The following is a 21,957-nucleotide window of genomic DNA, read 5'->3' as shown; positions in this document are numbered from 1 at the left end:
ATGGTCGATTTAAACAAAAAAGTATTGCGCCATAGCGTAAAAGAACGTTTAAGTCACTGGCTTGTTGTTTTCTGTTTTTTCACAACAGGGCTATCTGGGCTTTCATTCTTTTTCCAAGATTTTGCGTGGATTGCTGAAATCTTAGGTACGCCACAATTAGCACGTGTTGTGCATCCATTCACTGGTTTGATTATGATTGTCGCCTTTATGGTATTGTTTAAAACTTATTGGCGTGACAATCTTATCGAAAAAGGGGATTGGCGTTGGTTACTGAATGTAGTAGAAGTCCTAAAAGGTAATGAACATCATGTCGCAGATGTAGGTCACTACAATATGGGACAAAAATTATTGTTCTGGACCTTGATTGGTGCTTTGTTACTGCTTTTAGGAACTGGTGTCATTATGTGGCGTCCTTATTTTGCACCATCATTCTCTATTCCTGTGATCCGTGTTGCAATCTTATTGCACGCTTGCAGTGCGATTGCATTAATTCTCGGTATTATGGTGCATATCTATATGGCAATTTGGGTGAGGGGCTCAATTACAGGGATGTTAAATGGTAAAGTAACCGCTCGTTGGGCGAAGAAACACCATCCACGTTGGTATCGTGAAGAAATCGAACCGATTTTAAAACGAGAAGAACAACAGGGAAAATAATTAATGAGTATTCGTATCTTACCAGAGAGCGAAATTCAACAAGCAGCGGAGGGGCTAACTAGCCCCCCGTTACTTTTCGCAAATCCAAAAAATTTATATCAACGTCGTGCTAAACGTTTACGTCAATTAGCCGAAAATAGTCCATTCAAAGACTATCTTGAATTCACGGCAAAATTGGTAGATGTACAATTACGTTTATTGCAAGAGCAACCTATTGAACGTGATCCTCGTTTAGCTAAAGAAGTATTAACAGCAGAAGTTTTAGCGGGGCAACCACTACATTATAAAAATTGGCAACGTTCGCCAATTTGGCAAACTTTACTAACTAATTTACTTGAAGAGTGTAAGAGTTTTGCCGGAGGCGTGATTGCAGATACGATTGAAACGCTAGAGAAAACCTCAACTCAAGAACGTGAAGATTTAGCAGATCGTTTATTAAACAGTGAGTTTGAAGCTGTACCAAGTAACCAAGCGATATTCATTTGGGCTGCTTTAAATCTCTATTGGATTCAATTGGTACAACAAATTCCACACCATGCAAATGCAGAATTGGGTGAACATCGTCATTTCTGTCCAGTCTGTGGTTCAGCGCCAATCACTAGTGTTGTCCACTTTGGCAGTACCCAGGGGTTACGCTATGTCCATTGTGCATTATGTGAAAGTGAGTGGAATATTGTGCGTAGTAAATGCACTAATTGTGAAGAAACCGCTCATATTGGCTATTGGTCATTAGATAGTGAACATGCACCGGTCAAAGCAGAATGTTGTGATGACTGTGGCAGTTATTTAAAAGTTTTATATCAAGAGAAAGATCCTGATGTAGAACCAGCTGCTGATGATTTAGCAACGTTGATGTTAGATAATGAAATGGAAGAAAAGGGGTATTCTCGTAGTGGAATAAATCCTTTGTTATTTCCAGAAGGATAATAAAAATAATAGTTAGCAGGCTTGGGTAACCAAGCCTTGATATTAATTACTCAACTTATTTTTAACTTATTAACATAATAGGTAGAAACTTAAGAAAGTTTGCTGTAATATGCCGAACTTTTATTTGTATTGATAATGTAAATAGATATTATATTTTGAATATTTAGTAGTAGATATACTTTTTGAGCAGATTGAATGGAAAATGAGTGATGAATAAGATTTATAAAGTAAAATATAGCCACATAGCAAATAATTATATTGTAGTATCTGAATTAGCTAAGGGGGGGGGTAAAAAGTCAATAATTAGTCGCCAATCAACAGCTAAATCATCTACACTGTTTGCTTTCAGAAAATGGGCTGTCAAAACTCTTCCATTTATTATATCACTCATATTATCTGCCCCAACTTTTGCGGTGAACTTTATTAATGTGACCGATGGTACCACAGGAAATAGCGTAGCAACCAAACCAGCCGGGAAAATCCTGCTTGAAACGAATGGTGGAGCTGATTCTTCTTGGATGAGCTTAGGTGTGAATACCACTAGAAGTGGAAGTCCACGCGATGGTATTCAAATTGGTAATCGCTCGCATATAGCTTCTTGGGAAAATATTGCTTTAGGGACTTATGCTCGAGCAGAAGGTTCAGGGGCAATTGCGATTGGTTCTGCAGTGACAGGTGCTCAAGCAACTAAAGCAGGGCGTGACAGTATTGCTTTAGGTTTGTTTGCTGATGCATCAGAGAGCTGGAAAAGTGTAGTTATCGGTAATGCGGTAAAAGTCAAAGGAGAACGTAATATTGTATTAGGTTCTGGTCCCGACTGGAATAAACAGATGAATGTTGTGGGAAGTGATAATATTGCGATTGGTGCGCGTAATAATATACAAAGTGGTGGGGTGACACTAAGAGGAACTCACGCAGCAGGAAGTGCTACATATAGGCTTACTCGTGGTTCTACAGGTAACTTAATGCTTGGGGCAGGAAATACAATTAAAGCAAACTCGACAGATAACGTTATCTTAGGAAGTAATAATACACTTTCTGCTGATTCTCAGAATATTATTCTTTTAGGAAGTAATATCCCTGAAGCCAGTGCCAATAACTCAATTTATATAGGTAGTTTTTCTACGGCAAATCTTAATGCCAGTACCAATAATGCAACTATTAATCGTAAAACAATTACAACTAAAACAGCAGGAGAAAGCGCTTATCACGGTACAGTTATTGATGGAATCTGGGTGGAGTATGCGGGACCGGGTATAGCAGGTAATGGAGTTGTTTCGGTTGGTACAGTGGGGAAAGAACGTCGTATTCAAAATGTGGCGGCTGGTTTAGTTGATCCACTTTCTACTGATGCCGTGAATGGTTCTCAACTTTATACGGTGACCAGAGCAAGTAGCCTATGGGTTTATACAGATAGTTTAGGAAAGGAAGTATTTCAAGCGAAAGATAACAATTGGTATTATCGTTATAAAGCAGATGGAACACCAGTTACTTTTGATACAAACGGTAATCCAGTTGGGGCGACACAGCTTGCAGCTGGTGAGGAAATTGTAGCCAGCATTAAAAATAGCAATGGTTCAGGAAACGGGAGAACCCAATCACCATTTAAACTGAATAATATTAAAAGCAGTGTGGTTAAGGCTGATGGCACTGTACCAACCATTGGGAATGGGCTGGCTGAAGGTTCAGGAACCAATGAATTTATTAAAACATTACGAGATATTGCTACAAATGTAGAAGATAATGCCGCAACAGTAGGTGATTTAAAAAATATTGCCAATTCGCCAATCGCTTTTAAAGGCAATGATAATGGCAACAAAATTAAGAAAAAATTGGGTGATACTTTGCTCTTTACCTCTAATAACGAAACGATAGGAGGACAGTCTTACTCTGGCGATAATCTTGTTGTAACTTCATTAACGGGTACAGATGGTAATAGTAGTATCAATATTGCATTAAAAGAAGTTAATTCAAGCACTGATTTAGCAGATACTACTAAAGATGGTTTAGTCACTGCAGCGGCAGTGAGAAATTATGTTGCTGCCAATAGTGCTTCTGTTAATTGGTTTAATGTGAATGCTACAAAACCAGATGAAGCAAACCTAGTTGATTCTAACTATGATAAAGAGCATACAGGAGCAAAAGGTGCTGATAGCGTTGCCATAGGTAATCAAGCCCTTTCAAAGGGAACAGATGGCATTGCTATTGGCCATGCTACTAAGGCATTTGGCGATGGCACAATTGCTATTGGAAGTAATATTAAATCAGATAGCGCTAATGTTGCACCAGAATCTAAAGCAGGTGTTAATGCTATTGTAATTGGTAGTGGTGCAGGCTCGGAAGCAGGAGCAGATGGAGCAGCTGCAACAGTTCAACCATTAGGTGCATCTTCAGTAGCAATAGGACAAAATGCTTATGCAACACAGTTAGGATCAACAGCTTTAGGATTGCAAGCATCAGCAACGGCTAATGCAGCTCAAGCATTTGGTGTAAGAGCTCAAGCTACAGCAAATAGTTCAATCGCAATTGGAGTAGGTGCAACAGCATCTGGAGAACAATCAATAGCATTAGGTAGAGGAGCAAATGCTTCAGTAGATAAATCAGTGGCATTAGGAAGCAGTTCTAAGACAACTGCTGCTGTTGCCGTGCCTTCTGCTGAAATTGAAGGATTAACCTTTAAAAACTTTGCAGGAACAAGTCCAAGTGCTGTGGTAAGCGTTGGGGCGAGTGGTAGTGAACGTCAAATTCAAAATGTAGCGGCAGGTCAAATTACAGAAACATCTACCGATGCCATCAATGGCTCTCAACTTTATGACACCAATAAGAAATTGGGTAAATTAGCTACATCAGTGAAAGACAACTTTGGTGGCGATGCTAAATTAGATGCAGATACTGGTGAAATTACCTTTACAAATATTGGTGGCACAGGCAAAGATACGATTCACGAGGCGATTGCGGCTTCTCGTGAAGTGGTAGAAGCAGGTGCTGGCTTAGAGGTGACTTCATCTGATGAAACAAGTGGTTCGAAGAAATACACTGTTAAGATTGAGGATAGTTTAAAAGCTAAGATCGATAACTTGCCTAATAACACTCAGGAAGAGTTGAATAAGAAGGCTGCTAAAGATCTAAGTAACTTAGATAGTGATGGTAAAAACGTCATTACTGGTTTAGTTAGCGGCTCTGCTAAGACTGGTGATCTAGGTAAGTACGTGTCTGTAGACAATGTTGGAGGTACCAATGGCACCGCTAAGGATATTCAGATTGGCTTAAGTCAAGAAGCGGTTGATAAGTTAGATGCGATTGATGTTGAGGCTGGTGTTGCGAAAGCAAATCAGACCTTGGTATTGGGTGGTAATGATTCTACAAGTACAGCCACACAAGCGTTTAATAAAGAGGGTGGTTTGAAGTTTAATATCGTTGGTGCTGATAGCGGTGCAGATATTAAGGCAGCAGCTGTTGGTGATACCGTAACCTTGAGTTTACAGAAAGCAGATACAGTAACTGCAAATGATACGAAAGCGGTCACTTCTGGGGCGGTACATACGGCGATTGAAGCCGCTAAAACAGCTTTGACAGACAAAGGTCTTTCATTTAGTGCGGACTCTGGTAGCCCTGTGAAGAAATCTTTGGGTGATACCTTAGCAATTAATGGTGATACAGGGTTCTTAGGTACAGCGATTGCTGATGGCGGAATTAAGATTAGCTTAGATCAGTCCGTTAAGGATAAGTTGGCGAAGCTAAATAATATTGATACAGTAGCAAAAGGTAGCCAAATTGTTAAGTTGACGGCTGAAGATAATAAGGAAACGACAGGACAAACCTTAGATCAGGCTAATCCTATCAACTTTAAAGTGGTTGGTGATACTTCAATTGATACCACTGCGAGTAATGACACCATTACCGTGAAAGTGGCTCAAGGTGGTATTACTTCGGACCATATCAAAGACGGTACAATTCAAACAGGGGATTTGAAAGACGGTGCGGTTACGGATGCAAAGTTAGCGAATGGTGCAGTAACTACCGATAAAATTACAAATGGTAGCGTTACCACAGACAAGCTAGACAAAACGGTTCAAGATAGTATAAATAATGCGAATAGTGCCTTGCAATCTCTAGTTGTCGGAGTTGATGCAAATGGTGCAGATACGGATAGCAAGATAGACTTATCAAAAACAAATCAGAGATTTGATATCGTTGGTCAAAATGGTATTAAAACGGCTGTTGATGGTAGAAAAGTAACCGTAACAATTGATACGGCTGAAATTAGTAGTGATGCAACTACTGGAGCGGCGAGTGTTACAGATGATAATAAGGGTAATAAATTTGCCACAGCGGAAAATGTAGCTAAGGCGATTAATAAAGCCGTTGCGCAAGCTTCAGGTGCAAGTGAATTACACTATAAAGCTAATAATACAGGTGATAACAAAGTATTGTTAAGCACAGGATTAGATTTTACTAATGGTACCAACACTACTGCGGAAGTAGCAGCCGATGGTGTGGTGAAATTCAATGTTAAGCCAGCGCTAACAGGGATTACCTCGATTTCTTCAGGAGCGGGTGATAATGAAACAGCTGCAACCATTACCTTAACTAAAGGTAATGGTACAAATGCGCCACAAGTGAATGTGAATAATGCACAAATTGCAAATGTGAAGAGTGCATTAGCAGATACAGATACGACCTTGCCTGATGGTAAGGACAATTACGCAGCAACGTTGGGCGATGTTTCTAAGCTAGTGGGCAATAGTCAATATCAATACCAAGGTGATAATAATACGGGGGAATCTGCCGTAACCATTAAGCGTAAGCCTAAGCAAATATTAGGCATCAAAGGTGGCGCAACTGGAACATTATCGGACAACAATATTGGTACAGTAGCAGATAAAGATACTGGTGATATTACGATTAAATTAGCCAAAGTCTTAAGTGGTTTAACTAGTGCTACATTCAAAGATGATAGTGGCAATACGACTACGATTGGCGGTAATGGTATCACCATTAGCCCAAGTGCTACACAACCTAATCCAGCAACTGATCCTGCTCAAACCGTTAGCCTTACCAAAGATGGTTTGAATAACGGTGGTAATCGCATTACCAATGTTGCTGCGCCAATAGATGATACCGATGCTGCAAACAAAAAATATGTTAATGATACGGTAGAAGCAGCGGCAAATAAAGCAAGAACTAAGGTAACAGGCAGCGGTGCAGCGATTGTAACCAAATCCAGCACTGATCCCGATACCTACAATGTTCACGTGGATCAGACGACAACCTTTACCGATGCAGAGGGTAATGAATTGGTGAAAGGTCCTGATGGTCATTATTACAAGGCAGCCGATCTTGCCGATAAAACGTGGGTGAAAAATGATGATGGTACTTATTCAGTGTATAACACCTCTGATATCAACCCAGATACAGGCAAACCAAATGAGGATACTACAGCCCAAGCAACACCCACAGCTCAAACCGTTGCAGGTACGAAGCTGATTGATCCAAATGCGAGTGATACGACTCCTGCAAAACCACAGTCGCTCTCTAACGTAGCGAGTGGATTAGGCTTGGACGGCACAGCAGGTAATGATGGTACTGGTGAAGGTAGTACCGCTGATCCTAAAGCCATTAGCCCAGAAGCGGCTAAGAAAGCGATTGCTGGAGATAATGGCAACGGTGGTTTATTAACCAAATCAGGCAAAGATTTAAACAAAGCCACGACTTTAGGCGATTTGCAAGCACTGGCGCAAGCAGGTTTAGACTTTACGGGCAACAACAGTGATACCACTGTTCACCGTCCATTGGGTACGAAGTTAAGTATCGTGGGAGAGGGCGTTGATAAAAATGCTTCAGGTAGCTTTGCAAGTGCTGCGGGTAACATTAATGTAAAAGCAGATAAAGATACTAACGAATTAGTGATTCAATTGGCAAAACGATTGAAAAACTTGGAAGATGCGACCTTTACTAAGCAAGATGCAAATGGTAAAGATGTAGCTGGTGCGCCAACGACTGTGGTAAGCAACAATGGTATTACTATTAGTCCAAGTGCTACACAACCTAACCCAGCAACCGATCCTGCTCAAACCGTTAGCCTTACCAAAGATGGCTTGAATAATGGCGGTAATCGCATTACCAATGTTGCTGCACCAATAGATGATACCGATGCTGCAAACAAAAAATATGTTAATGATACGGTAGAAGCAGCAGCAAACAAAGCAAGAACTAAGGTAACAGGCAGCGGTGCGGCGGTTGTGACTAAATCAAGTAGCGATCCTGATGTCTATAACGTACACGTTGATGAAACCAGTGCGTTTGTTGATGATGAAGGTAACAAGCTAGTGAAAGGGGAAGATGGTCAGTATTATCAACCAACTGATTTAGCGGGTAAAACTTATGTGCCAGCGGCAAATGGTGAACCTGCTAAATGGGTGGATAGTACAGGTGCTGATACAACAGCACCAACACCAAAAACTATTGCTGGTACTCAATTGGTGAACCCAACTCCAGCTGATGGTAAAGATGGCACAAGTAGCCCAGTGAAACTGGGTAATGTGGCTGGTGTATTTGACAATAATAGCGTACCGCAGAAAGCTGGTTCACCAGCTGATAGCACAGTAGCGAAAGATACAGATGTTAGCAAGGTTAATAAAGCGATTGATGACGCATACAAAGCCAATCCAACTAATGCTGTGAATGTGGCGGACTTAAAAGCGGTGAAAGATGTCGCTAATCACGGCTTTACCATTAAAACAGCCGCAAATGGTGGCACAGTTGATAATAATAATTTTGCGCAAGGTGAAAACATCAACCCAGAAAATGACACCATTACCTTTGTGGCAGGGGCGAACGTACATCTAAAACAAGAAGCAGGCAAAATTACGATTGCAACGAATGATCAAGCGATTGTTAATAATGCACAGCTACCTGTAGCTTACACCAAAGCTGATGGCACAAAAGTGTATAAAGTGGGTGATAACTTCTATACCAATCCAGAGGGGACGGGCGATGTTGTCCCAAATAATAAGGTCATCACTGCATTGCGAGGTGCGGATGGCTCATCTGCAACACCTCTGGCGAATGTTGGTAGTGGTATTGGTGGCAAGACCGATGATGATGGTAACAACACCTTCTTAACCAACTTGAATAAGGTGGGTGCTGATGGTGATGATGCGGTTAATCCTAATATGGCGGTAACAACGCAAGATCTGAAAAATTTAGCGGATACAGGTCATAAGATTCAGACGAATGACGGCACAGCTGTAACAGTAAAAGCTGGTGAGACTGTGCAAGTGGTGGATGGTATTAATACACAGGTTTCATCGGTGAGTACAACAAAGACTGATGCTGGTGTACAGCATAGCTATCATATCAATGTTACTTTACCCATTGCTTATAAAGATAAAGAGGGCAATCCTTTAGTTAAAGTGGGTAATCGCTTTTATAAAGCATCTGATATAGATGAGAATACTGACCAACCTAAACAAGGTGCGAAAGAAGCTACTCCTGCTGGAGTGACTTTAGTGGGGAATATGAACGATATCTCTAATCAGTTATTATCAGGGCTAGCGTCTGCTATTGATACTGCTAACGTAGTTGATAGTCAAGGTAAAACTAAGACTAACCCAAGTTTCACCGAGAAACTGGAAGTGGCTGCTAAAGATGATAAATTGAAGACCAGTGCCGTTACTGTTGAAGATTTAGGTCAGTTAGCAAAATCAGGCTTGAAGTTCTCAGGTAATAATTCAGAGGTTGAAATAAAGCAAGAGTTAGGCGGTAAGTTGAATATTGTTGGGGATGGTAAGAATATCTCAGTGTCTGGAGATAGTAAAAATAACACTTTAAGTATTAAGCTATCTAAAAATTTAACTGGGTTGGAAAGTATGTCATTTACAGCAGATAATGGTACAACCTCAACTGTTAACGGATCAGGTATTAAGATTACGCCTAAAAATGGTAATCCAGTCAGTTTGACTGAACAAGGTTTGGATAACGGCGGTAACCGTATTCAGAATGTTGCTCCCGGTATTCGTGATACAGATGCAGTGAATGTAGGGCAATTTAGGCATAGTGTTGAGCAAATTAGTAAGCATATTACTGGGCTTTCTGATGAAATAGATAGCGTAGCGGCAACCTCTGCGGCAATGTCAAGTATTCCACAGGCTTATTTACCTGGTAAAAGTATGGTAGCAATTGGTGTAGGTTCACATAAATCACAAAGAGCAATTGCGATTGGTGTGTCGCGTATTTCAGATAATGGTAGAGTTATTTTGAAATTGAATGCAAGCCATAACACAATGGGGAATACAACAGTTGGCGTTGGCGCAGGTTATCAATGGTAATCAGATGACGATCAAAATGGCTATAACTAGAGTAATGATTCTAGTTGTACCTTATAAGAGTGTGCTTGAGTACAGTATTCCACTTATCAAAAATTATGTCATCTATTCATAATTTGTTGTATTGATAGGGTCAAATTGATATTTGATTAGAGGTTCAAATCAAAAGGTCAATAGGCCCTATTAAATTTAGAATTCTAAGTTAATATTGTAGGTTAAATATTCAGGTGCTGATAAAAACAGATATTTTCTTATTACTTGCGTAGTTTTGCTGAAACATAACTACAACTTGCGGTAATGTTTAACTGTTTTTGTTCAGTAAATTGAAGTAAGGCATTCAATAATTTTTCTGCAATACCTTGATTACGCAGACTGGGATCGACAAAAGTATGATTAGCATCTATCGTTTGTGGATGTGTATATTCATAAGTTAATTCCGCTAAACGTTTTCCTTGTTCAGCAATGAAAAAAGCACCATACTGACCATTATCAGTATGCTCAATAGTAAATTCACTCATTGTAATTTCTCCATAACTTCGTCAAGTTCAGTACTAAAAGGACTTTCTTCGGTTGGAATTTTCTTTTCTTCTGCTGCCCACTCACCTAAATCAATTAATTGACAGCGTTTGCTACAAAATGGGCGATATGGACTTTGTTCTGACCATACCACATTTTTTTTACAAATGGGACAAGGTACCGAGATAATTTCATTATCTGTATTTGACATATTATGTTCCTATTATTGGCTTAACGACAAATAGTGTTGGTGTAGTTTCTGTACTTCTGCTTTTAAATAAGCAAGATTTTTTTCAAGCGGTAATTCATTAGAGATAACATCATCAGCTTTTGCTAAACGTTGTTGTCGAGAAACTTGAGATTGCATAATTTTACGAATCAAAGCAGCAGAATTCTGATCACGTTGCATTGCCCGCTGAATTTGAGTTTCTTCACTAACATCGATAACTAAAATACGATCACAATAGGTTTCAAGGTGATTTTCTAATAGTAATGGTACTACCCACAATACATAAGGTGCGGTTGTTTGCTTTAGTTGGCGTAACATTTCTTCGCGAATTGCAGGATGTAATAATTGGTTTAACCATGCCTTTTCTTGAGGATCGGCAAAGACACGCTGGCGTAAAGCAGCACGATCTAATTCTCCAGTGGCTAATAAAATTTCTTGACCAAAATGTTGAGCAATTTTTGCTAATAAAGGTGATCCTTTTTCAACGACTTGACGTGCAACAATATCAGCATCCACAATAGGGACACCCAAATCAGCAAATAGAGAAGCAATCGTGCTTTTCCCGCAACCAATGCCACCGGTTAATCCTACAATGTAAGCCATATCGTTATCTATGATGAAGAGTGTATCGTTATCTGTTATAGATAAATAAAATTAATGCAGAAAAAATTAAACTTGGTGCAAAAGGTAAGGTTTTAGCTTGCCTTTTAAAGACCATGACAAAGAGTAGCGCTATTATACAAGAAATTAGGAGAAAATAGGATAAAAATGCGGGAGAAAGTAGCAAGGATAATGCAGAGAATAACAGTACATCGCCTAAACCTAATTTGTCTTTTCCTAATAGTAAGTAACAGCCAAAATAAACACTGATGCTGGCTAAAAAAGCAATTGTAAAACTCACTATCGCTTGTTCAAGAGAAAGCGGGTTAAGCCCTAATTTTGTAAACAGCAGTGCTAATAAGATTATCGTATAACAATGTAAAACCGAGATCAGACGATAGCGATAATCAATATAAGCAATCAAATAACAGAAACTAAACAAACAATAATGTAAAAGAATATGCCACCACAATGTATATTGAAGATAACAGATAATGCTTAATCCGAGATAAAAAATACTATGCAACCACCAATCTCGTTGAGGAGGGAAAGTTGTAATGGGAAAAGTGGTGATAGAGGGTAACCAGCTAGGCAATATATAGAGATAACTAAGAAATAGAAAACTCATCAGTAATAAGAGAATTAACATCATAAAATTACATTTCCTAAATTAAAAATAGGGAGATACATTCCTAGAATAATCACGCCAATAATCGCACCAATTACTAGCATTAAAATTGGTTCGAGTAATTTGGCAAATAAATCAATTTGATTAGAGAGTTGTTGCTGTAAATGATTAGCTACATAGTGCAGCATTGTATCGAGCTGTCCACTTTGTTCACCAATAGCAATCATCTGTCTTGTTTGTTGGGAAAGAAAACCATAACTTAATCCGTCTGAAAAACGGAATCCTTGTTGTAATGCGGATAAACATTGATATGCCTCTTTTTCTAATAATAATTTTGGTGATTGTGCAAAGGTGGTGGTTGAAGGTAAGAAAGTTTGCAAGCTTTGCTGTAAGGTAATACCTGCTTGGAGCATGGTTGCAAGGATAGAACAAAAATGAATCGCTTGGGTTTGTAGATAGATTTTTTCAATGGTAGGAATTAAACAAATAAGTTTGAGTAATCCTATTTTTAGCTGAGGGAGTTTGTTATAACTCCAATAGATCACAGTACACAATAATATGATTGCAATCAGTAAAAAGATAAAATCATTTTTTATAAATTGTGATAGGGTGAGGAGTAATTGTGTTAGATAAGGTAGCTGTTGTTGCTGTTGCTGATAAAGATCGGCAAAAGTAGGGACGATAAAGAGTAACAGAAATAAGGTCAGTAATAGCGAAATCGTGAGCATCATAATAGGGTAAAAAAGGATTTTATTGATTTGTTGGCGTAGCTTAACTTGTTTTTGTTTGTTATCTGCGAGTTGTTGCATCACTTGAGCTAATTGCCCACTCTGTTCCCCACTATATAATAATTGCCATTCAGAATGGTATAAGAGATTTTTTTCTGCTTGCAGAGTATGTGATAAAGGCAAGCCACGATGTAAGTTCTGCAAGCAGCGAGTAATTAATTGATACAGTGCTTGGTGATGACAATTTTCCTGAAGGAGTTGTAATGACTGTTTGAGTGGAATACCAGAATGTAGCAGTAGGGAAAATTGCAATAAGAATTCTGCTTGCAGTGTTGGGGTTAAGCGGGAAAAGAGTTGCCAATTTCGACTAAAAGAATGAACAACAATACCTTGTTGATATAAACGCTGTCTGGCTTGCTGTGGATTATCTGCAATGATCACGCCTTTAATTTTATTTTGAAAGCGATCTTTACCTCGCCATTTATAAATCGCCATTAGTATGTTCCTCTTTACCTAAAACGCGTTCAATTTCAGTGAGTGTGGTAATTTTTTGTTGTAATTTCTGTTTTGCTGCATCAAATAACGATGGATAATCAGTAACAAATTGATTTTGTTGATAATGTAATAATTGAAAAATACCGATACGCCCACGATAACGAGGAGAAGAATCTGATTGAGTAGCAGGTACACATTTACGTACTAAACGCTGCGCAATCACTAATAACAAGCTATTTTCTAGTTCGTGTTGGCTAATACCTAATTGTTGTAGACGAGAAACCGCACCAATCGCAGTATTAGTATGTAAAGTAGATAATACTAAATGTCCTGTTTGTGCAGCACGTAATGCTATTTCCGCTGTTTCTTGATCTCGAATTTCACCCACCATAATTACATCAGGATCTTGGCGTAAGAAACTACGTAATAATGTTGCAAAAGTGAGTCCAATGACGGGATTAATTTGGGTTTGAATTATTCCATCTAACTGTAATTCAATTGGATCTTCAGCGGTGAGAATATGACGGGTTTCTTGATTGAGAAAATGTAAACCACTGTATAAAGTTAAACTTTTCCCACTACCAGTTGGACCCGTTACTAAAATTAATCCTTGGGGCTGCAATAAGGCTTGGGTAAAAGATTTTGCTTGTTGTTCGGTCATTCCTAGCGTTGAGAAATCGGTGAATACAGGGGTATTGTGCTGTAAACGTAAGACAATTTTCTCCCCATATTGTGTAGGTAAGGACGATAAACGAATATCTAATGTTTCTCCGAATGTCGTTTGAAAACGGAAGCGACCATCTTGTGGTAAGCGTAATTCGTTAATATCTAAACGAGCGAGTAATTTTAAGCGGGTATTTAAGCGTTGCCCAATTGATAATGGTAAGGTTTGTTGTTTTTGTAATACGCCATCAATCCGAAAACGGATTTGTAAGTGCTGCGCTAACGGTTCAAGATGAATATCCGAAGCGGTAAGCTGTAATCCTTGCTCAAGTAATTGATTAAATAACTGAATTAACGGTTCATTATGATCAATTGCTGCATGATCTTCTGTGAGTTGAATTGAAGCTGCATAATCTGTTACTAATGTATTTTCATGTAATGTCAGAGGTTGTGGCGTGCCTTGTAAGTTTTGTAGCAACTGTTTTAGTGCATATTGTCCAATTACAACAGGCTCTACTAATTTACCGTTGAGGAATGCAAATGCTTCACAAGCTGCCAAATTATTTAACGATTCAACGGCTAACCATAATTGTTGTTCATCTTCTTGTAGGGGCACGGCTAAATAACGTAACAATAACTGAATTTGTTGCTGATTTTTTTGCCATTGCTGTTCAGAAATCTCAATGATTGTTTGATGATCTAAAGAGGTTACTTGATATATCATTATGGCGTTCCTGCATTAGATTGACAAAAACCAGCAGGGAAAATACCGAGATCGCCAGTACATTGTACAGTCCAATCAATTAACTCACCTTGTTTACTTTCACTTGGTATCATTTTGTAAGAGATATCTTGTAAGGAGCCTTTACCTGAAACAGTAATTACACCTGCAGTAACAGAAATATCATTGAGATATTTAAATTTATTCATATCACTTGGCTTATTTTGAATACCATGTTGTCCTGCTGAGCATTGATTTTTATTACTGGCGTTATATAAACATAATTCGACTTCAGCTTTGTAAGGCGCGGAAGCTTGAATTAATTCAGAGATTGCAGCTTTTTTGGTATAGCCTTGATAAGAGGGAATAGCAATAGTTGCGAGTACGGCAATAATGGCAATAACAATCATTAATTCGACTAGGGTAAAGCCGGCATAAAAAGCGTGTGTTTGTGTGGTAGTACGTAACTGCATAATTAAATCCTCAGAAAAAAAAGAGTGGTATAGAAGATGACAAAAACGTGGGTAATGTACGAGAGAGTTGTTAAACTATTGCGATTTAGATCGTAAAAAGAGAATTTTATGTACCAAATTATTGAAGGCGTTTTATCGCCAGCAACACAAATTCCATCTCCTCATTTTGATCAACGTCCTGATCCAGAGGATATTTCATTATTAGTGATTCACTATATTAGTCTGCCACCAGAACAATTTGGCGGAAGTTATATTGATGATTTCTTTCAAGGTAAGTTGGATCCAACGAAACATCTGTATTTTGCGGAAATTTATCAACAGCGTGTATCAGCACACTGTTTAATTTGTCGTACTGGCGAGATTAAACAATATGTGAATTTTCAGCAGCGAGCCTGGCATGCAGGGCTTTCCCAGTTTCAAGGGCGAGAGAAATGTAATGATTTCGCAATCGGAATCGAATTGGAAGGAAGTAATCAGCAGCCTTTTACCGCGGAGCAATATGCAACATTAATTACAGTAACCAAAGTGATTATGCAAAACTATCCAAAAATTACACAAGATCGGATTGTTGGGCATTGTGATATCTCGCCAGGACGCAAGATCGATCCGGGTCAATATTTTAATTGGCAATATTATCGCGAGAGTTTAGGGCATTTGCCTAAATCGTTCTAATTTAACTAATTTCAGGCATTAAAGTAGTAGTAACACAGATCTATACTATAAAAGAACACGGAGTCATTTAGAGGAAAAAATATGGAGAATCCATTTACTGCTACTTGGTCATCAAAGGGGAATACACTTTGTTTAGGACATTGGGAAATTAGTTATCAAGGGCAAGCTCTACAACTGCCGGAAGAACGCCGGGAACATGATATGGGAACAAGGGGAATTTATAATTTTATTGATCCTGAAGATGAACTTTATCTAGAAGGGTTAGATGAAAATGATTGGATTCTCGAAAATATTGGCTGGCTAACAGATGTATTTATTGCCGCAGATATTCCGATTGAGGAACAATATTTCCGTTTCTTTTATCAAGCTGTCAATAAAGATGATTGGCGTTGTGGCAGCTGCGGTGGTTGTATGTAATATCATCAATCTTCGAGAGGGAAAATCTGAAAAAGGTTTTCGATTCTCGAAGGTTCTTGTTTATAATTACCTCCATTGTGGTAGCTATCTTTTCAATTTATGTTTTTTAATCTTAAAGCCAAACTTCATCAGTTAAATCATTATCTTAAACATAAGGGACATCAAACTTCTCGCCTTTCACGTAAAAGTATTGAATTTATCTGTTTACTTTGTGGTGCCTTATTAGTGGCGCTTGTGTCTTGGGGTTTTGCTACTTTAGTAGAACTTGGGTTAGAAATTAATACGTACTTAGTCAATTTACATCCTTGGGTAGCATGGGTGTTATTACCTTTTGGTATGGCGATTTTAGCCTGGTTTACCCAACGTTTTACACCTTATGTTGCTGGTAGCGGTATTCCGCAAGTGATTGCTTCGATTGGATTGCCACATGGTAAACCTAAGGAAGCTTTAGTTCGTTTAGCACAAACTATCTGGAAAATTCCACTAACATTTTTAGCAATGTGTTGCGGGGCTTCAGTTGGACGCGAAGGACCTTCGGTACAAGTTGGTGCTGCGGTAATGCTCTCTTGGGGCAAATTTTGTCGTAAATATAATCTTGCTTTTAAAGGGTTAAGCTATAACGAGTTAATTGCAACTGGGGCGGCTGGTGGGTTAGCAGCTGCATTTAATGCACCCCTTGCAGGTGTTATTTTTGCCATTGAGGAAATCGGGCGTGGTGCACCGTTACGTTGGGAACGACGTGTATTATTAGGTGTATTAGCAGCTGGGTTTATGCTAGTTCTGATTCAAGGGAACAACCCCTATTTCCCTCAATATGCAGGTGCAGATACGGTTGAAAACGTCGTGTTATGGTTAGTGGTTTGTGCGGTGGTCTGTGGCTTGTTTGGTGGCGCCTTTGCACGTCTTTTAGCGAAAGGATTAGCCGCTTATTTACCAGCATTTATGCGTGGTTTTGTCAGACGGCATCCAATTATTATTGCTTTTATCTTAGGGATTCTACTCGCTGGATTAGGCATATTTAGTAACCATCAAACTTATGGCACAGGTTATGCGGTAGTCACACAGGCACTGAATGATCAAGCGTTAGATACATCATTAGGGATTAGCAAATTATTGGCAACGGTATTTACTTATTGGACTGGTATTGCTGGTGGGATCTTTACACCAGCATTAACCACAGGTGCTGCGATTGGTAGTAATATTTGGCAACTCACTGGAGGTATCGTTGATCAACGTTTTCTTGTGTTATTATCTATGGCTGCTTTTTTATCAGGAGCAACACAATCGCCAGTAACATCGAGTGTTGTTGTTATGGAAATGACAGGAAGTCAGCCTGAGTTAGTGTGGTTATTAGCGACTAGCATTATGGCATCAATTATTTCACGCCAAATTTGTCCAAAACCATTTTATCATTTTGCGGCAGGGCGTTTCCGCCAGAGAATTCAAGAACAAATTAATCAAGAACAACAAAAACTGCATGACAATCAATAAACAATTTTATCGAGGACGTTTTTCAGTCGCACCAATGTTAGATTGGACGACAAGACATTGCCGTTATTTTCATCGTCAATTTAGCCGATACACATTACTTTATACAGAGATGGTGACAGCACCAGCAATTATTTATGCGAAGTATGATCATTTAATTTTTGATCAGGCAGAATTACCTGTTGCTCTACAATTAGGGGGGAGTGACCCTCAACAGCTCGCTCATTGTGCTAAGTTAGCGGAGCAGCGTGGTTATAGCGAAATTAATCTTAATGTAGGTTGTCCATCAGATCGGGTGCAAAATGGCTTTTTTGGAGCCTGTTTAATGGCAAAAGCGGATTTGGTGGCTGAATGTGTTGCAGCAATGCAAGATGTGGTAAAGATTCCAGTTACGGTTAAAACACGGATTGGAATTGATGATTTAGATAGCTATGAATTTTTATGTGAATTTGTGGATAAAGTTGCTGCAACAGGTTGTCAGGATCTGATTGTTCATGCACGTAAAGCGTGGTTATCTGGTTTAAGTCCAAAGGAAAATCGAGAAATTCCGCCTTTAGATTATCCGCGAGTTTATCAGTTAAAACGTGATTTTCCACAATTAAAGATTAGTATTAATGGTGGAATTAAGACAATTGATGAGATTAAGCATCATCTACAATTTGTAGATGGGGTAATGGTAGGGCGTGAAGCTTACCAAAACCCATCATTATTAGGACAAATTGATCAAGCCTTATTTGATTCTGATGCACCTATTGTTAGCCCAATTGAAGCAGTAGAGAAAATGTTTCCTTATGTTGAGCAAGAATTAACACAAGAGACGCCATTAGGGCAAATTACTCGCCATATGTTGGGAGCATTTCAAAATGTAAGAGGAGCAAGACAATGGCGGCGCTATCTTAGTGAAAATGCGCATAAATCAGGAGCTGGAATTGAGGTGTTACAGCGGGCATTAGATTTTGTACGTGAGTAAGAGAATCAGAAAATTCAATTAGATTAATCAATATTTTTGCTCTCGAAATAGAGTAGAATAACGCAGGTTTAAATAACACGATTTTGATGACAAATAAAATAAGGAGAAAACTATGGCAAATCGCCGTGAATTAGCGAATGCAATCCGCTTTTTAAGTATGGATGCAGTACAAAAAGCAAAATCAGGACATCCAGGAGCGCCTATGGGTATGGCGGATATTGCAGAAGTGCTTTGGCGTGATTTTTTATCACATAATCCGGGGAATCCACAATGGGCTAACCGTGACCGTTTTATCTTATCAAATGGCCATGGTTCAATGTTAATTTATAGTCTTTTACATTTAACAGGCTATGACCTTTCAATTGAAGATTTAAAACAATTCCGTCAACTACATTCTAAAACACCAGGACACCCTGAATATGGTTATGCACCAGGTGTGGAAACAACGACAGGTCCATTAGGTCAAGGGATTACCAATGCAGTAGGGATGGCGATTGCAGAAAAAACCTTAGCAGGGCAATTTAATCGTCCAGGTCATGACATTATCGATCACCATACCTATGTTTTCCTTGGTGATGGCTGTTTAATGGAAGGGGTTTCCCATGAAGCGTGCTCATTAGCAGGAACATTAGGATTAGGTAAATTAATTGCTTTCTATGATGACAATAATATTTCGATTGATGGTCACGTAGATGGTTGGTTTACGGATGATACACAAAAACGTTTTGAGGCGTATGGCTGGCATGTGATTCCTGCGGTGGACGGACATAATTCAGCAGAAATTAAAGCTGCGATTGAAGCAGCGAAAGCAGAAACGAGCAAGCCAAGTTTAATTATTTGTAAGACCATTATTGGTTATGGTTCACCAAATAAATCAAATTCACATGATTGCCACGGTGCGCCATTGGGAGATGAAGAAATTGCAGCAACCCGTAAACATCTGGGTTGGAACTATGCTCCATTTGAAATCCCAGCAGAGATTTATGCAGAATGGGATGCAAAACAACAAGGTGCAGCTAAAGAGGCAGAATGGAATAAACGTTTTGCAGCATATCAAGCGGCGTATCCTGAATTAGCGGCTGAGTTATTACGTCGTTTAGCCGGCGAATTACCTGCGAATTGGGCGGCGGAATCAAAGGCATTTATCGAAAAATTACAAGCTAATCCAGCAAGTATTGCCAGCCGTAAAGCATCACAAAATGCGATTGAAGCGTATGCACATATCTTACCTGAATTTTTAGGTGGTTCAGCAGACTTAGCGGGTTCAAACTTAACCTTATGGTCAGGTTCAAAACCATTACGTGCAAATGTGGTGGATGGTAACTATATCAACTATGGGGTACGTGAATTTGGGATGTCTGCGATTATGAATGGGATTGCTTTACATGGTGGCTTCATTCCTTATGGTGCGACTTTCTTAATGTTTATGGAATATGCCCACAATGCAGTACGTATGGCGTCATTAATGAAACAACGTATCTTGTTTGTTTACACCCATGACTCTATCGGTTTAGGGGAAGATGGTCCAACTCACCAACCAGTAGAACAAACAGCAGCCTTACGTTTAATTCCAAATTTAGAAACCTGGCGTCCATGTGACCAAGTGGAATCAGCGATTGCATGGCAAGCGGCGGTAGAACGTAAAGAAGGTCCAAGTGCATTAATCTTTACCCGTCAAAACTTAGCACAAATGGACAGAAATGCAGAACAACTTGCTAATGTAAGATGTGGTGCTTATGTATTGAAAGATTGTGAGGGTACCCCAGAATTGATTCTGATTGCGACTGGTTCAGAAGTGGAATTAGCAGTAAAAGCGGCAGAGCAATTAACAGCGGAAGGTCATAAAGTTCGCGTGGTGTCTATGCCAAGTACCAATGTCTTTGATAAACAAGATGCGGCCTACCAAGAAAGCGTATTACCAAGCAATGTGACTAAACGTGTTGCGATTGAAGCAGGGATTAGTGATTTCTGGTATAAATACGTTGGTTTAGCCGGTCGCGTAGTGGGAATGAATCGCTTTGGTGAATCTGCACCAGCAGGCGAGTTATTCAAATTATTTGGCTTTACTGTAGATAACGTCGTCGCAAAAGCGAAAGAAATTCTCTAATTGTATTGTCATTTGTATAAAGTAGTTATTGATTGGAAAACTCTCTCTATCTTTGGTAGAGAGAGTTTTTTTATTATTAAAATAGATTGAAATATAGCTCTATAAGTAAAAACTTAAATAAAAAATAACGGTTAGTTATATTATTTGCTTGGCAGATAAATGATGATTTGTTATTATGTATATAAATGTAAGTTAATTAATTTTTATCTTTATTATGTACTTAATAAGGGTAATTTTTTTATTAATTTCTTATTTTTTTATTATTAAAAAAGGTTAAACACGTAGTTTGAATAGCCTAATTGTTTGATGACAGCCAATAGTTTATTGGGAGACAATGATGGGAATAAAAGCGATGAATACTAACCTAGAAAAAATGGATCATATTCACCGAGTTCAAAGACGAAATTTGAAAAAAAGAATTGAGATGATAGAAAAAGGTGGGCTAGTAGAAGAAATTCAGAAAGATTATCTGCGTACTAGAGTCCAAGAGTTATCTCAAGCTGTTAAATAAGAAAAAGTACGAACAATAGTGATTGTTCGTACTTTTTTATATTAATTACGCTTACCAAAAATTGCCGTACCAATTCTGACCATTGTTGAGCCACAGATAATGGCATTTTGCATATCATCAGTCATTCCCATCGATAAAGTATCAATAGGTAATGTTGGGTAACGTTGTTGTAATTGTTGAAATAGTTCGGCCATTTGGCTAAATGCCTTTTGTTGCTGTTGTGAATCTTCAGTTGGTGCAGGAATTGTCATTAAGCCACGTAGTTGTAGGCGCGGTAATTGAACGATCTGATCTGCTAACGCCATAAGTTGTTGCGGATGAATACCTGATTTGGAACTTTCATCACTAATATTAATTTGAATTAATACTTGCAATGGTGGAAGATGAGCAGGACGTTGCTGATTTAAACGTTCTGCGATTTTATAACGATCAATGGTTTGTACCCAATCGAAATGTTCAGCAACAATGCGAGTCTTATTAGATTGTAGAGGGCCAATGAGATGCCAAGTAATATCTGTTAGATTTTGTTGTTGTGCTTGCTGAATTTTATCCACCCCTTCCTGAACATAGTTTTCACCAAATTGACGTTGACCTACTTGATAAGCTTCTAAAATATCGCTAAATGGTTTTGTTTTGCTTACTGCTAATAGGGAAACAGTTTTGTCAGTTTGATATTGTTGAATTTGTTTTACTATTTTGTCTAAGTTTTGTGCAATACTCATCTTATTATTCTCTATAAAAAGCAAAAATCGCCTTATTATAGAAAAAATTAACTAATAGTAATAAATTTATTTGACAAGCTGTGTGAATTTAGGTACTTATTAGAGC

General features: G+C 38.7%; 17 protein-coding genes. 9 read left to right on the top strand and 8 right to left on the bottom strand.

Annotation, left to right across the window (positions count from 1 at the left end; translation table 11 throughout):
• From QV06_RS05165 to QV06_RS05155, 3 genes are all read left to right on the top strand, one after another.
• The gene (locus QV06_RS05165; protein WP_082985044.1) at positions 1-657 is read left to right on the top strand and encodes a formate dehydrogenase subunit gamma; all 657 of its coding nucleotides are present in this window, start codon (positions 1-3) and stop codon (positions 655-657) included.
• A 3-nt stretch (positions 658-660) separates the two neighbouring features.
• Positions 661-1,584 (top strand): formate dehydrogenase accessory protein FdhE, encoded by a 924-nt coding sequence (fdhE, locus tag QV06_RS05160; protein WP_065237238.1) that lies wholly within the window; start codon positions 661-663, stop codon positions 1,582-1,584.
• A 209-nt stretch (positions 1,585-1,793) separates the two neighbouring features.
• Entirely contained in the window at positions 1,794-9,914 is an 8,121-nt protein-coding gene (locus tag QV06_RS05155; protein ID WP_065237237.1) for a YadA-like family protein, read from the top strand.
• Positions 9,915-10,165: 251 nt separating this feature from the next.
• On the opposite strand, the gene QV06_RS05150 is transcribed toward QV06_RS05155, so the two are convergent.
• Genes QV06_RS05150 through QV06_RS05120 form a run of 7 tightly spaced genes read right to left on the bottom strand, consistent with a single transcriptional unit; the run spans position 10,166 to position 14,964 of the window.
• Complete coding sequence (locus QV06_RS05150; protein ID WP_065237236.1) at positions 10,166-10,429, bottom strand: GNAT family N-acetyltransferase; 264 nt, start codon at positions 10,427-10,429, stop codon at positions 10,166-10,168.
• Positions 10,426-10,638: a DNA gyrase inhibitor YacG gene (gene yacG / locus QV06_RS05145; protein WP_065234275.1), complete on the bottom strand. Its 213-nt coding sequence runs from the start codon at positions 10,636-10,638 to the stop codon at positions 10,426-10,428. The genes QV06_RS05150 and yacG overlap by 4 nt, the downstream gene beginning before the upstream one ends.
• Before the next feature lie 12 nt (positions 10,639-10,650).
• Positions 10,651-11,259, bottom strand: a complete 609-nt coding sequence (gene coaE / locus QV06_RS05140; RefSeq protein ID WP_065237235.1) for a dephospho-CoA kinase — start codon at positions 11,257-11,259, stop codon at positions 10,651-10,653.
• A gap of 28 nt (positions 11,260-11,287) precedes the next feature.
• Positions 11,288-11,908 (bottom strand): prepilin peptidase, encoded by a 621-nt coding sequence (locus QV06_RS05135; protein ID WP_065237234.1) that lies wholly within the window; start codon positions 11,906-11,908, stop codon positions 11,288-11,290.
• Positions 11,905-13,107 (bottom strand): type II secretion system F family protein, encoded by a 1,203-nt coding sequence (locus QV06_RS05130; protein ID WP_065237233.1) that lies wholly within the window; start codon positions 13,105-13,107, stop codon positions 11,905-11,907. The genes QV06_RS05135 and QV06_RS05130 overlap by 4 nt, the downstream gene beginning before the upstream one ends.
• Complete coding sequence (locus tag QV06_RS05125; protein WP_065237232.1) at positions 13,094-14,494, bottom strand: GspE/PulE family protein; 1,401 nt, start codon at positions 14,492-14,494, stop codon at positions 13,094-13,096. Before QV06_RS05125 ends, QV06_RS05130 begins: the two co-directional genes overlap by 14 nt.
• Positions 14,494-14,964, bottom strand: a complete 471-nt coding sequence (locus tag QV06_RS05120; RefSeq protein WP_065237231.1) for a prepilin-type N-terminal cleavage/methylation domain-containing protein — start codon at positions 14,962-14,964, stop codon at positions 14,494-14,496. Before QV06_RS05120 ends, QV06_RS05125 begins: the two co-directional genes overlap by 1 nt.
• A gap of 108 nt (positions 14,965-15,072) precedes the next feature.
• Here QV06_RS05120 and ampD point away from each other — a divergent pair, with 108 nt between their 5' ends.
• From ampD to QV06_RS11690, 6 genes are all read left to right on the top strand, one after another.
• Positions 15,073-15,636 (top strand): 1,6-anhydro-N-acetylmuramyl-L-alanine amidase AmpD, encoded by a 564-nt coding sequence (gene ampD / locus QV06_RS05115; RefSeq protein ID WP_065237230.1) that lies wholly within the window; start codon positions 15,073-15,075, stop codon positions 15,634-15,636.
• A gap of 81 nt (positions 15,637-15,717) precedes the next feature.
• Entirely contained in the window at positions 15,718-16,053 is a 336-nt protein-coding gene (locus QV06_RS05110) for a hypothetical protein (RefSeq protein ID WP_065237229.1), read from the top strand.
• A 99-nt stretch (positions 16,054-16,152) separates the two neighbouring features.
• On the top strand, positions 16,153-17,544 hold the full coding sequence (locus tag QV06_RS05105) for a chloride channel protein (RefSeq protein WP_065237228.1): 1,392 nt from the start codon (positions 16,153-16,155) through the stop codon (positions 17,542-17,544).
• The gene (gene dusA, locus QV06_RS05100) at positions 17,531-18,511 is read left to right on the top strand and encodes a tRNA dihydrouridine(20/20a) synthase DusA (RefSeq protein ID WP_065237227.1); all 981 of its coding nucleotides are present in this window, start codon (positions 17,531-17,533) and stop codon (positions 18,509-18,511) included. Before QV06_RS05105 ends, dusA begins: the two co-directional genes overlap by 14 nt.
• Positions 18,512-18,623: 112 nt before the next feature.
• The gene (tkt, locus tag QV06_RS05095) at positions 18,624-20,618 is read left to right on the top strand and encodes a transketolase (RefSeq protein ID WP_065237226.1); all 1,995 of its coding nucleotides are present in this window, start codon (positions 18,624-18,626) and stop codon (positions 20,616-20,618) included.
• Between the two features lie 334 nt (positions 20,619-20,952).
• Entirely contained in the window at positions 20,953-21,129 is a 177-nt protein-coding gene (locus tag QV06_RS11690; RefSeq protein ID WP_156541970.1) for a hypothetical protein, read from the top strand.
• Positions 21,130-21,170: 41 nt separating this feature from the next.
• On the opposite strand, the gene QV06_RS05090 is transcribed toward QV06_RS11690, so the two are convergent.
• Positions 21,171-21,851, bottom strand: a complete 681-nt coding sequence (locus QV06_RS05090) for a YggS family pyridoxal phosphate-dependent enzyme (protein ID WP_065237225.1) — start codon at positions 21,849-21,851, stop codon at positions 21,171-21,173.
• Between the last annotated feature and the right edge of the window lie 106 nt (positions 21,852-21,957).

The organism is Gallibacterium genomosp. 3, assembly GCF_001678475.1.
Lineage (GTDB): Bacteria > Pseudomonadota > Gammaproteobacteria > Enterobacterales > Pasteurellaceae > Gallibacterium > Gallibacterium faecale.
The sequence above is the reverse complement of the archived record's forward strand: the minus strand, read 5'-3'. Positions and strand labels throughout refer to the sequence as shown.